Genomic DNA, 13,041 nt, shown 5'->3' on the forward strand with positions numbered 1-13,041 from the left:
AGTTGATAATTTTGTAAAATATTAATTATTTGTCACTAATTTTGCGGCAAAGATAGAAGTTATTATTAAAATAAAAAATCAAGATGAGCAAAGAATTTGTTGACGTTCTTGTAATCGGAGCTGGACCTTCCGGATGCGTATCTTCTTCATACCTTAAGAAGAATAATGTCAACGTAAAGGTGGTTGAAAAGACAAAATTCCCAAGATTGGTAGTAGGAGAAAGCCTAATTCCAAGGGTAATGGACCACTTTGATGAAGCCGGACTTTTCCCTGCATTAGACAAAATGGGTTTTGAAAAAAAACTGGGTGCACGTTTCCTGCGTGGGGATGAGGTCTGCATTTTTGATTTTAGTGATAAATTCGGAGAAGGCTGGGATTGGACCTGGCAGGTTCCGAGAGCTGATTTTGATCATACACTGGCCCAGGAAGTCATTAATAAAGGGATTGACCTTGAGTTTGAAACCGAGGTTACAGCCATCAGATTTGACGGTACGGATTCTATCACAACGGTAAGAACCAAAGATGGAAAGACAAAAGAGATCCACGCCAAGTTTGTTATTGACTCAAGTGGTTACGGAAGAGTTTTACCTCGTTTACTAGATCTTGAAAAGCCTTCAAAATTATCTCCCCACTCTGCTATTTTTTCTCATGTAAAGGATATCAACAGAGAAGAGGGCGAAGAGGGAACATTAATATCTTTCGACATCATTGAAACAGAGGTATGGCTTTGGGTCATTCCTTTTTCTAACGGAAATACAAGTGTAGGAATTGTAGGTCCTACAGAATATATTGATAAGTTGTCTGAAAACGGAGATCCTGCTGAGGCGTTAAGAAAAGCAATTTCTCTATCTGACTATTACGTAAAACGTTTTGGAGAAGTAGATTTTCTCTTTGAGCCCAAACATCTGAAAGATTATTCATGTTCGGTAAAAAGTTTATTTGGAGATGGGTTTGCTTTAACGGGTAATGCATCTGAGTTTCTTGACCCGGTTTTCTCATCGGGAATGGCTTTTGCCACAGAATCGGGAATGCTTGCTGCAAAATTAGCGTTTAGACAGCTCAACGGAGAAAAAATTGACTGGCAAACAGAATACACAGATTATATCTTATATGGTGTAGATGTTTTCACCACCTATGTAAAGGAATGGTATACGGGTAATCTTCAGGAATTATTCTTCCACCAACCGGAGAACCCTGATGTCAAGAAAAAGATATGTGCAGTATTGGCTGGATATGTATGGAATAAAGACAATCCTTTTGTAAAAAAGCATGATACAGTAATTAAGAATCTTGCCAACCTCATCAAACAGGAAAAGCAAAATCAACAATAAAAAATCGGTCTGAAATTCAGACTGTTTTTGTTTTATTTTAAAGTTTTTTTAATCTCTTTTGCCAATTCCTTGCCTGTTTTTTCATAAGCTGCTGATATTCTTCCATACTCCATTCCATAATCAACTTTACTTCCCACCCCTTCAATTTTATCAGTTTGGATCTTGGCTATCACTTTAGCTGGATTTTCAGTTTCAACAAAAGTTACCACAGTTGATAATTTAGCTGGCTGCATAATCATTCCACCACTCCATCCCGGATACACCCATTTTGTTTCTACAAGTAGGGTATATTTTGTTTTTAAATCTTTTCCAAACTTAATTTTCTTTGATTTAGCATTTAATCCTTCAATAAATCTTTGTATAAAGACAGATTCTCTATGTTCATTCCAATTTCCACTCCACTCTTTCCAAGCATCCTCACCTTTTTTAGCCAATGTCTCTGTCTTTCTTCTTTCAAGATATTGTGCTTCGGTATAGTTATCTACCTGAAAAGTAACATTTTCAAATTTATACTGAACATTTACATCGCTCTGATCTTTAAGAAAATCAAAATTTCCATTTTCATAAGTTAATTTGCTTTGTGCAAATAAAGGAGTTGTAATTGCCATGAATAGCAACAACAATAGATTTTTCATAGTAAGTTTAATCTTAAGAATTATTAATTTTTATTTTCTGGTATAATAATCAACCTTTAAAGCGAGCATCTTTGACGTTTTTGCAAAACATTCAGCAATACGGTCATTGTTATTTGGAATTCCAACAACATTATCTCCTGTAGCTTTCATTCCTTCAACTACCATTAAAACATTATCGGGATTATTAGTTTCTACAAAAGTAATTTTAGAATTCATTTGTGCTGGAATATTACCTATTCCGACAAAAACGCCCTGAGAAATCCATGTAGGTTCTACGATTAAGGTATATGCAGTCATTTCGAAATTGGTAGCCGCTTTAATATCTGTATTTTTATTCCAGGAAGCCAGAAATTTATCCTGAAAGGTTTTGGCTTTTGAAAACTCCCAATCATCCTTCCATTTTTGAGCTTTATCTTTACCACTTCTCTTTTCTATCTCAGTCATTCTTTCAGCAACATATTGTTCTTCAGTAACCTTTTTCCTGTTAAAAGTTACCCCTTCAAACTTAAAAACTACTTTAATGAATTTTTGTCCTTTTAAAAAGTTATAATCTCCCGAAATAACTTTGACCCTCTGCGCCGCCAAGCAAGCAGAAAAGGTGATCAAGATCAGAAATAATATTTTTTTCATATTTGTTTTTATTTTCACCTTAAATCAATAAAAGTGATTGGTTTCCTGCTATTTGGATGGTAAACAGTTTTGGATAATATTTCAAAATCTACCATTTCAATCTTAGGACTTACCCTGAGTTTTGCCCGGAAGTGATCCCTTACTTCATGTACAAAGTTTTCATTGTTTTCCTCTGTACTTACCCTGATTATAATTTCATCAAGTCCTATTTCATTAGCCTGAATAACGATCTGATAACAGAGAATACCATTAAAATCATTCAGGATATCATTCATGGCCGGAGGATATAATGTTGTTCCTTTATATTTAATCATCTGTTGCTTTCTGCCAACTACAGGACCCAATCTCATGGTATTTCTTCCACACTGACAAGGCTTATAATGAGCTTTTACAATATCTCCTGTTTTAAATCTCAACAAAGGAATTGCTTCCACTCCCAACGTTGTAATCGTAAGCTCACCACTTTCTCCTTCTTGCACAGGATCTCCGTGATCATCCAGGATTTCTGTAATAATAAGTTCAGGATGGTGATGTCCGCCCATCTGAAACTCACATTCCGTGAATGCGGTGCTCATCTCGGTAGATGCATAGGTTGAAAAAAGATTGATATTCCATTTTTCTTTGATCTTCTGCGAAAGAATATTATCTGTAAAATCCTGATTTTTGATGCTTTCTCCAATACAGACGGCACCGTAAACACTGGAGTTTTTATAATCAAGGCCGTGTTTTTCGGCATAATCAATCATTTTCAGCAAAAAAGAAGGCACAGTAATCAGGTATTTAGGCTGATACCTAAAAATAGAATCCCATTGAAGTTCCGGAATTCCCGGTCCCATTCTCACAACGCTTGCCCCCATTTTTCTTAAACCCAAAAAGTAGGCAAGACCAGCCATAAAGCGCTTGTCAATGGTTGTGATCATCTGTACCACATCTCCTTTCTGAATTCCTGCACAGGCAAAAGAGATGGCTTCATTATAAGCCAGTCTCTCAAGATCACTGTCAGACAATCCAAATGTCACCGGATCTCCCAGTGTTCCTGAAGTTGTGCTATAATCAACAATTTTATCCGGAGGAATGCAGAAAAAGTCATGATTATGCTGTTGTAAATCATTTTTTGTTGTCGTAGGGATTTTCTGCAGATCTTCCAGGGTGATGATATTCTTTATATGGATATCATTTTCTGTGAATAGTTTTTTATAAAAAGGTGAATGAGTTTCAAGATAAGCCAATAGCTCCTGAAGTTTTCTCTCCTGAAACTTTTTAATTTCCTGAATGGATGATCTTTCGATGGATGGATGAAATTCCAATGATTTTAATTTTTAGAAGACAAATTTATTTAAAAATAAAAGACTGAAACATGAAAAGGTTAAAAGATTACTACCCTCCATTGATTTATCTCTGAAACGTTAAAGTTTGGGTATTGGCATTTCCTGCAGTATTGACTGTCGTTATCTCTAAAGTATGCTTACCGGATCCTTTGGGGCACTTTTCATCAAAAGTATAGATAAAATAATCTTTTACTCTTGCAAAGCGAAGCCACTTCCCATCCAGTTCTGCCCTAAATGAAACGATGTCACCCACACTTGTATTTCCTTTCAAACGTAAAGTCCCGCTATTTATAAGCGCTCCATCTTTCCATTCCGTAGTAATAAATGGAGAACTTTTGTCTAAGATCAATTTCACCAAGCCCAATCTGTTGAATTCCCCCTGTACCCAATCTCCGGTCCAGTTTCCTTTTACAGCATCTTTATCACTTCCATAATCCAGCAATATCACTACTTTATCTTTTTCCTCTTTGGTCAATTTCCGGTTGGGTTTTATTTTTACAGTGTATCGATCATGAATGGGAACATATGGATTGTGCAGCACAATGGCATTGGAAATTACATTTTCTTCAGCATCGGGTTTTTCGTACATGCTAAAGTTCACAGCATCATACACTGCATTTTTACTCAAAACTATTTCAGCATTTTCTGTGGCAATCGTTTTTCCTTCATCCGGCTTTACCGTTTTATGAGTAGACGGAATATTATTTCCGGTAGTATTCAGCTGCACTTTTGTTGCCAACCGGCTTGTATTTCCGTTCACGTCTTTTAAAATAATCTCAATATGATGGACCTCTTTGTCCTGAAGATTAATAACTCCCGATACATTGGGAAGACTGTAATTCTGTAGTTTCATTCCCGGTAAAACAGATAAATGCTGGATATTCATTTTATCCCTGATGAATTTGGTGTAATCTATACAGCCATTCTGATAGCGGGTGTCATCATAGCTTACTTTATCAATGGAAAAACTATAGATGAGCTTACCATCCATTAATAATTCTGCATGGTAAACACCCAGGTTAAATCCCTGATTGGCTTTATCCACCGCTTTAACAGCGAAGCTTATCACCGGCGAATTTACCGTGACAAGATCCGTTGTATATATATTTCCTGCTTTTTTTACAGCGACTCCGTTTGCTCCCGGTTCATAGGTACTGAAGCTTCTGTCATACCAGTACAGCCCACTAATAATAGGAGCTACAGAGTCCGGAATGGCAAAACCAAACAGCAGAGGGTTAAGACATTCCTCCGTTTTGGTATTCCTTATTTCAAAATGTAAGTGGGGCCCTGCGGAACCTCCTGTATTTCCACTCAAAGCAATAAGCTGCCCTTTTGTTACAGGAAACTGCCCCGGCTGAAATGTCATATCCTGTTCCCACTTTTCATCTTTATATTGCCTTTCTTTTACATACTCTTCAAGCCTGTCAAAATATTTATTTAAATGAGCATACACTGTGGTATAGCCATTGGGATGGGTAATATAGACTGCATTCCCAAAACCATACCGCTCCACTTTTATCCTGCTTACATACCCGTCTGCTGCTGCCACTACCGGCAGGTTTTCTTTACTGTTCGTCCGTAAATCCAATCCCATATGAAAATGGTTAGCCCGGACTGCCCCAAAATTGGCAGCCAGCTGCATGGGAATATTTAAGGGATTGCGGAAGTAGTTTTGTGGATAATTATCTTGAGCCTGGGTAGAGAAGCTGTTGATAAAACAAACAATCAGCATCAGTTTATAAAAGATTTTCATACAGCATTTGGGTTTAGATTTACTTAAATATACAGAATTTCAAGCAATGATTGTGCTATTTTCCTCTTGTAGATTGTATTTTTAACCCCAGATGCACCCGGATTTTCAAAGATGTGAATAAAAATCTGAGCGATCTGCAATAGACCATATTTACATTTGGGCTAAATCCGATGGACGAAGTAAATTTACATTTTAGATTGACCAAAGCCCACTTCTATCGAATAAAGGCTGTTAAATTTTATTGTAAAAACAGACTGAAAACTGACTAATTCACCATTCATCATTCACTTTTATGCTTGGCCTTCATTTATATTTCTGAAATTGAACTTTTTAATAGATGATATCAAAATAAAACATATATTATAAACCGACAAAATTTAGTAAATTTGCAGACTTAATTAATCAACGATATTGAGATATTTACAATGAGCCAATTTAAAGAATACAAAAACCTCAACCTTATTGACATAGCCGACAATGTAGCGGAATTTTGGAAACAGAATAATACGTTCAGTAAAAGTGTTGAGATTCGTCAGGGCAATCCTGAGTTTGTTTTTTATGAAGGTCCGCCTTCAGCAAACGGTATGCCTGGAATTCACCACGTAATGGCAAGAGCATTGAAAGATATTTTCTGCCGTTACCAAACGCAAAACGGGAAACAGGTTTTCCGTAAAGCGGGTTGGGATACGCATGGTCTTCCTGTGGAACTGGGTGTAGAAAAAGAATTAGGAATTACGAAAGAAGATATTGGCAAAAAAATCTCTATTGAAGACTACAATAAAGCATGTCGTGAAGCGGTAATGCGTTATACTGATGTGTGGAATAACCTTACTGAGAAAATCGGATATTGGGTAGATCTTGAGGATCCGTACATCACGTACAAGTCAAAATATATGGAAACCGTTTGGTGGTTACTGAAACAGTTATATGACAAAAGCTTGTTGTATAAAGGGTATACCATCCAGCCTTACTCTCCAAAAGCAGGAACAGGACTTTCTTCACACGAGCTGAACCAGCCGGGAACGTACCGTGATGTTTCAGATACCACGATCGTAGCTCAGTTTAAAGTAAAGAAAGATTCGTCTGCTTTATTCAGTGATGTTGACGGAGATGTGCATATCCTGGCATGGACAACTACTCCATGGACATTGCCATCCAACACAGCGCTTACAGTAGGCAGAGATATAGAATATGTTGTAGTGAAAACTTTCAATCAGTATACCTTTGAACCTGTAACAGTAGTTTTATCAAGAGTTTTATTACCTAAGGTTTTCGGTAAAAAATATACAGAAGGAACGGATGAGGATTTCGCGAACTATACTTCGGAAAACAAAGTCATTCCTTTTAAAGTTTTAAAAGAATTTACGGGAGAACAGCTTGTTGGGACAAGGTATGAGCAATTAGTTCCTTGGTTTACACCCAATGACAGCCCTGAAAACGCTTTCAGAGTAATCCTGGGAGATTTTGTAACAACAGAAGATGGTACAGGTATCGTTCACACGGCACCTACTTTTGGTGCTGATGATGCGAGGGTTGCTAAAATGGCTCAGCCTGAAATTCCGCCAATGTTGGTAAAGGATGAAAATGACAACCTTGTTCCATTGGTAGATTTGCAAGGAAGATTCATCAAAGGAGAAAATGTTCCTGAAGTCTATGCCGGAAAATATATTAAAAACGAATATTACGATGAAGGGACTGCACCTGAAAAATCCTGGGATGTAGAGCTTGCTATCTTGTTGAAAACAGAAAACAAAGCCTTCAAAGTAGAGAAATATGTCCACTCGTATCCTCATTGCTGGAGAACAGACAAACCGGTATTATACTATCCGTTAGATTCATGGTTTGTAAAAATGACCGCTGTAAAAGACAGATTGGTAAACCTGAACAAAGAGATCAACTGGAAGCCCAAAGCTACCGGAGAAGGACGTTTTGCCAACTGGCTTGAAAATGTAAACGACTGGAACCTTTCCCGTTCACGCTATTGGGGTATTCCATTACCGATCTGGAGAACGGAGGATCTGAAAGAAGAAAAAATCATAGGTTCTGTAGAAGAGCTTTACAACGAAATCGAAAAATCTGTTGAGGCAGGATTCATGACTGAAAACCCGTTCAAAGGTTTTGTTATTGGAAATATGTCTGAATCAAACTATGAACTGGTGGACCTTCATAAAAATGTGGTTGACAAAGTAGTGTTGGTTTCTGATTCGGGAAGAGGAATGAAGCGTGAAAGTGATCTGATCGACGTTTGGTTTGATTCTGGTTCGATGCCATATGCGCAGCTGCATTATCCTTTTGAAAATAAAGAATTAATAGACAACCATAAAGCTTTCCCTGCAGACTTTATTGCTGAAGGTGTTGATCAGACCCGTGGATGGTTCTATACCCTTCATGCTATCGGAACAGCTGTTTTTGATTCTGTAGCCTATAAAAACGTGATGAGTAATGGTCTTGTTCTGGATAAAAACGGGCAGAAGATGTCAAAACGTTTAGGAAATGCAGTGGATCCGTTTGAAACACTTTCTGTATATGGACCTGATGCTACCCGTTGGTATATGATCTCCAATGCCAATCCCTGGGAAAACCTGAAGTTTGATATTGAAGGAATTGATGAGGTAAGAAGAAAGTTCTTTGGAACCCTGTACAATACGTATTCATTCTTTGCACTCTATGCGAATGTTGACGGATTCAACTATTCGGAGAAAGAAGTGGAAAGCCGTCCTGAAATAGACAGATGGATCCTTTCTGAGCTGAACCTTCTGATCAAAGAAGTGAAAGCATTCTATGAAGATTATGAACCTACCAGAGTAGCAAGAGCGATCAGCACATTTGTGAATGATAATTTAAGCAACTGGTACGTAAGGTTATGCAGAAGACGTTTCTGGAAGGGGGAATATTCTGATGATAAAATCTCTGCATACCAGACTTTATATACCTGCCTCGAAGTGGTAACCAAATTATCTGCACCTATTGCTCCATTCTTTATGGATCAGCTGTATCAGGACCTGAATAAAGTAACAGGTAAAGAAAACTGTGAGTCTGTGCATTTAACGGACTTCCCGGTTGCTGATGAAAGTTTAATAGACCAGGATTTGGTTGAAAAAACCCATTTGGCTCAGAATATTACCAGTATGGTTTTCTCTTTAAGAAAGAAAGAGAACGTAAAAGTACGCCAGCCATTACAAAAAGTATTAATTCCTGTATTGGACTCTAAAACAGAGGAACAGATTTTGGCTGTTGCCGATCTGATTAAGCAGGAAGTAAATGTGAAAGAATTACAGTTAATCAATGCTGAAGAAGCATCTCATTTAATTGTAAAACAGATCAAACCCAACTTCAAAGCATTAGGTCCTAAATTAGGAAAAGACATGAAGGTGGTTGGGGCTGAGATCGGTGCTCTTGGTACAGAAAAGATTTCGGATCTGGAGAGAGAAGGAAAACTTGATATTCAGGGATATGAGATCACTTTAGATGATGTGGAAATCTCAACAAAAGATATCCCGGGATGGACGGTAACTTCTGATGGAAAAACAACTGTGGCATTAGATTTGACATTAACTGATGAGTTAAAATCTGAAGGGATCGCAAGAGAGTTCATTAATAGAATTCAGAACCTGCGAAAAGATAAGAATTTTGATCTGACAGACAGAATTAATATCTTCATTGAGGAGAATTCTCTTTTCATTGAAAATGTTAAGAAAAATGAGGAATATATTTCTTCTGAAGTCTTGTCAAATAAAATAGAAATTGTATCTTCACTTTCAAATTTTAACGAAATCGAAATAGATGAGGTTAGTTTTAAGATAAATATTGAAAAAAATTAACATGTAGTTATTGTATTTCAAAATCCATTTCATAATTTTATTAAAAAAGAGAAAGAATATGTCAGACGAAAGAGTAAGATACAGCGATGCTGATTTACAGGAATTTAAGGCAATCATAAAAGAAAAAATAGAAAAAGCAGAAAAAGATCTTCAGCTGATCAGAGAGAGTTTCATCAATGACCAGAATAATGGAACAGATGACACTTCACCTACCTTCAAAGCTTTTGAAGAAGGCGCTGAAACATTGAGCAAAGAGCAGAACTCTATTTTGGCAGGAAGACAGGAAAAATTCGTGCGTGATCTTAAAAATGCTTTAATCAGAATCGAAAATAAAACGTATGGTGTTTGTAGAGTAACAGGGAAGCTTATTCCTAAGGAAAGGCTATTGGCCGTTCCCCATGCTACCTTGAGCATCGAAGCGAAAAACATGCAAAAATAACCGTAAGGTTTGTAAATAATATTGGGTTTATATCGTATTCACGGATACTTTATAAACCTAATTTTTAATGTATACCCATGAACGAATTATTAATTTTAGTAATTATCGTCGTAGGAGTTTTATTGTTTTTTAATAGAGAATGGATCAAAAAAAGGATCTTTCCCAATAAACATAGAAACTATACGATAGATGATCAGTTTAATTCTGATAAGCGTGAAAGGGAAAAAGAAGTCGACAGGCTTTTGAGTAAGATGGGCAAAAACGGAATTAATGATCTTTCTGCAAAAGAAAGAAAAAGACTTGACGAATTGTCCAAAATGTAACATTTAAATATAAGAAATGGAATCTATCATCGTACACCCAAAAAATGCAATGGAGCTTAGTGCTCTGAAAGGCGTTTTGAAAGAAATGAACATTAAATTTGAAAAGGCTCATGTGAAAAGTTCATTTAATGGACAGAAAGTGATTAAGAAAGCGAGCGATAATAAAAATGCAAAAACAGCTTCAAAACCGCCAAAACCTAAAGGACTGTAATGAAAAAGATAGTAGCTATCACATTTTTGGTATTGTTAATTGACCAGGCTTCTAAAATTTATATTAAAACCCATTTTAATCTGGACGACAGCGTGACTGTTCTTCCCGGATTTAAACTGACCTTTGTGGAAAATCCCGGGATGGCCTATGGGTTTCATTTTGGAGGGATCATCGGAAAATACTTTTTGGTTATCCTAAGACTTTTCCTAATTGGAGGAATGGTATATATGTTTAAAAAATGGCTGAAAGAAGGGGCCTCAAACTATCTTTTGATTCCTATGTCTATTATATTTGCCGGAGCTATCGGAAATATTATTGATGGTATGTTTTACGGAATGATCTTCGACAGCGGAACGATTTATGATCAAAGCATTGACCGATGGATAGGATATGGCGGCATTTCTAAGTTTGTTCCTTTTGGCCAGGGGTATTCTACCTTTATGAAAGGCTGTGTGGTTGATATGCTTCACTTCCCGCTGGTAGATTGGTATGTTCCTGAAAATATCCCTTTGATTGGCGGAAAACATATTGAATTCTTCAAGTATATTTTCAATGTTGCCGATTCTGCTATTACTGTAGGAGCTGCGTTGCTGTTAATCTTCAGAAAGAAAGCTTTCCCGAATGGACTTGAGTTTTAAAAAGATATATTTCGGATGCAAAAAATAATCAAAAATATTTTTAAAATTTTCCTGCTTCTTTTTGTGGCAGGAATTATTTTTATTGCCTGGGCAAATTATAGTATAAAAAAAGAAAGTGAAGCATTTCTATTTTATAGCACAAAAGATGTTCCCCAGGCAAAAACAGCTTTGCTTTTGGGAACCGGCAAAACACTAAGCAATGGAATGCCAAACGCCTATTTCTACAATAGAATCAAAGCAGCCACAGATCTTTATAAAAGCGGAAAAATACAGTACATCATCGTAAGTGGAGACAACAGCACCAAAGATTATAATGAACCGGAAGATATGCTGCTTACTTTAATGCAGCAAGGAATTCCACAGGATAAGATCATTATGGATCACGCCGGATTCAGAACTTTAGATTCTGTAGTAAGGGCAAAAGAGATCTTCGGACAGACAAAGCTGGTTATTATTTCCCAAAAATTTCATAATGAAAGAGCTGTTTTCCTGGCCAGAAAAAATGGAATGGAAGCATTTGGATACAACGCTGCAGATGTAAACAAATATGCAGGTTTAAAAACCAATATGCGGGAGTATCTTGCTAAAGCTAAAGTATATTGGGATTTGATTTTCGGAGTAGAACCGAAATTTGGAGGAGAGAAGATTATAATCCCGTAAAGGTTTTCAAATTTTTATAGGGCTAGAGATTATAGGCTAGATTTAAGTTTCGGCTAAAGCCAGATTTGGTAGGTTTATTATGAAAGCGGACTAAAGTCCGCTCCTATTGAATTTTAATAATAAGTCTTGGTTCTTCGTTCTTGATTCTTGGTTCTTGATTCTTTTAATCTTTTTTACCCATTATCCCACCAAACCTTGTAAATTTGCAATTCATTAATTTTAAAATATTGTAAACAAATGTCAAGAATTCTTACCGGCATTCAAGCCACCGGAACCCCCCATCTTGGAAACCTGCTTGGGGCAATTATTCCTGCTATTGAACTTTCTAAGCAGGAAGGAAATGAATCATTTTTATTTATCGCGAATCTTCATACGCTTACCCAGATTAAAGATGCGCAGACGTTAAGACAAAATACCTACGAGATTGCTGCGGCTTGGCTTGCTTGTGGATTAGATACTGAAAAAACATTCTTCTACAGACAAAGTGATATCGCTGAAACCTGTGAATTATCTTGGCATTTATCATGTTTTTTTCCTTATCAAAGATTAACACTGGCCCATTCATTTAAAGATAAGGCGGACCGCCTCCAGGATGTGAACGCAGGATTATTTACCTATCCTATTCTGATGGCTGCAGATATTTTATTATACGATGCAGAGATTGTTCCTGTAGGGAAGGATCAGCTTCAGCATTTGGAGATTACCAGAGATGTAGCTTCAAGATTTAATAGCCAGATGGGTGAAGTTTTTGTTTTACCTCAATCTGAGCTTCAGGAAGACACAAAATATGTTCCCGGAACTGATGGCCGTAAAATGTCTAAATCTATGGGAAATATTATCAATGTTTTTCTCCCTGAAAAGGAACTTAAAAAACAGGTGATGAGTATTGAATCGGATTCTAAATCGTTGGAAGAACCTAAGGATCCTGAAACGGATAAAACATTCCAGATCTATGAGCTTATTGCTACTCCTGAACAAACTGAGGAATTAAGAGCTAAGTACCTGGCCGGAAATTTCGGATACGGACATGCTAAAAAAGAATTGTTAGATTTAATCTTAGTTCGTTTTGCCCAAGAAAGAGAAACATTCACTTATTATATGAATAACCTGGATGAACTGGAAGAAAAATTACAGCAGGGTGCAGAAAAAACAAGACCTGTAGCACTGGAAACGATTAAAAGAGTAAGAACAAGCTTAGGATTTTAATTCTGACTTTCAAACATAGGAAAGCCCTTCATTTTCGAAGGGCTTCTTTCTTTTATCACGGTGAGT

12 protein-coding genes are annotated in these 13,041 nt (G+C 36.8%); 8 read left to right on the plus strand and 4 right to left on the minus strand.

Annotation, left to right across the window (positions count from 1 at the left end; genetic code table 11):
* Positions 1-83 precede the first annotated feature (83 nt).
* Positions 84-1,331, plus strand: a complete 1,248-nt coding sequence (locus LQV47_RS00255; RefSeq protein WP_230032483.1) for an NAD(P)/FAD-dependent oxidoreductase — start codon at positions 84-86, stop codon at positions 1,329-1,331.
* Between the two features lie 32 nt (positions 1,332-1,363).
* On the opposite strand, the gene LQV47_RS00260 is transcribed toward LQV47_RS00255, so the two are convergent.
* The 4 genes from LQV47_RS00260 to LQV47_RS00275 form a co-directional block, all read right to left on the minus strand.
* Positions 1,364-1,966: a hypothetical protein gene (locus tag LQV47_RS00260; protein WP_230032484.1), complete on the minus strand. Its 603-nt coding sequence runs from the start codon at positions 1,964-1,966 to the stop codon at positions 1,364-1,366.
* A 30-nt stretch (positions 1,967-1,996) separates the two neighbouring features.
* Positions 1,997-2,596, minus strand: coding sequence for a hypothetical protein (locus LQV47_RS00265; RefSeq protein ID WP_230032485.1), 600 nt, complete (start codon positions 2,594-2,596; stop codon positions 1,997-1,999).
* Positions 2,597-2,610: 14 nt separating this feature from the next.
* Positions 2,611-3,903, minus strand: coding sequence for an AMP-binding protein (locus LQV47_RS00270; protein WP_230032494.1), 1,293 nt, complete (start codon positions 3,901-3,903; stop codon positions 2,611-2,613).
* 85 nt (positions 3,904-3,988) lie between these two features.
* A complete protein-coding gene (locus tag LQV47_RS00275; protein WP_230032495.1) occupies positions 3,989-5,677 on the minus strand; it encodes a M23 family metallopeptidase in 1,689 nt (562 codons plus the stop codon).
* A 425-nt stretch (positions 5,678-6,102) separates the two neighbouring features.
* Here LQV47_RS00275 and ileS point away from each other — a divergent pair, with 425 nt between their 5' ends.
* The 7 genes from ileS (at position 6,103) to trpS (ending at position 12,975) form a co-directional block, all read left to right on the plus strand.
* Positions 6,103-9,498, plus strand: coding sequence for an isoleucine--tRNA ligase (ileS, locus tag LQV47_RS00280; RefSeq protein WP_230032502.1), 3,396 nt, complete (start codon positions 6,103-6,105; stop codon positions 9,496-9,498).
* Between the two features lie 58 nt (positions 9,499-9,556).
* A complete protein-coding gene (locus LQV47_RS00285; protein WP_002983772.1) occupies positions 9,557-9,937 on the plus strand; it encodes a TraR/DksA C4-type zinc finger protein in 381 nt (126 codons plus the stop codon).
* Positions 9,938-10,014: 77 nt separating this feature from the next.
* The gene (locus tag LQV47_RS00290; protein ID WP_230032504.1) at positions 10,015-10,260 is read left to right on the plus strand and encodes a DUF6576 domain-containing protein; all 246 of its coding nucleotides are present in this window, start codon (positions 10,015-10,017) and stop codon (positions 10,258-10,260) included.
* A gap of 16 nt (positions 10,261-10,276) precedes the next feature.
* Positions 10,277-10,471 carry a DUF2683 family protein gene (locus LQV47_RS00295; RefSeq protein WP_047492401.1) on the plus strand — a complete coding sequence of 65 codons (195 nt, stop codon included), beginning with the start codon at positions 10,277-10,279 and terminating at the stop codon, positions 10,469-10,471.
* Positions 10,471-11,109 carry a lipoprotein signal peptidase gene (locus LQV47_RS00300; protein WP_230032507.1) on the plus strand — a complete coding sequence of 213 codons (639 nt, stop codon included), beginning with the start codon at positions 10,471-10,473 and terminating at the stop codon, positions 11,107-11,109. Before LQV47_RS00295 ends, LQV47_RS00300 begins: the two co-directional genes overlap by 1 nt.
* Positions 11,110-11,124: 15 nt before the next feature.
* Positions 11,125-11,769 carry an ElyC/SanA/YdcF family protein gene (locus LQV47_RS00305; protein WP_230032509.1) on the plus strand — a complete coding sequence of 215 codons (645 nt, stop codon included), beginning with the start codon at positions 11,125-11,127 and terminating at the stop codon, positions 11,767-11,769.
* A 237-nt stretch (positions 11,770-12,006) separates the two neighbouring features.
* Positions 12,007-12,975, plus strand: coding sequence for a tryptophan--tRNA ligase (gene trpS / locus LQV47_RS00310; protein ID WP_230032514.1), 969 nt, complete (start codon positions 12,007-12,009; stop codon positions 12,973-12,975).
* The last annotated feature ends 66 nt before the right edge of the window (positions 12,976-13,041 follow it).

It is taken from the genome of Chryseobacterium sp. Bi04, from assembly GCF_918698085.1.
In the GTDB taxonomy this organism is placed as follows: Bacteria; Bacteroidota; Bacteroidia; order Flavobacteriales; family Weeksellaceae; genus Chryseobacterium.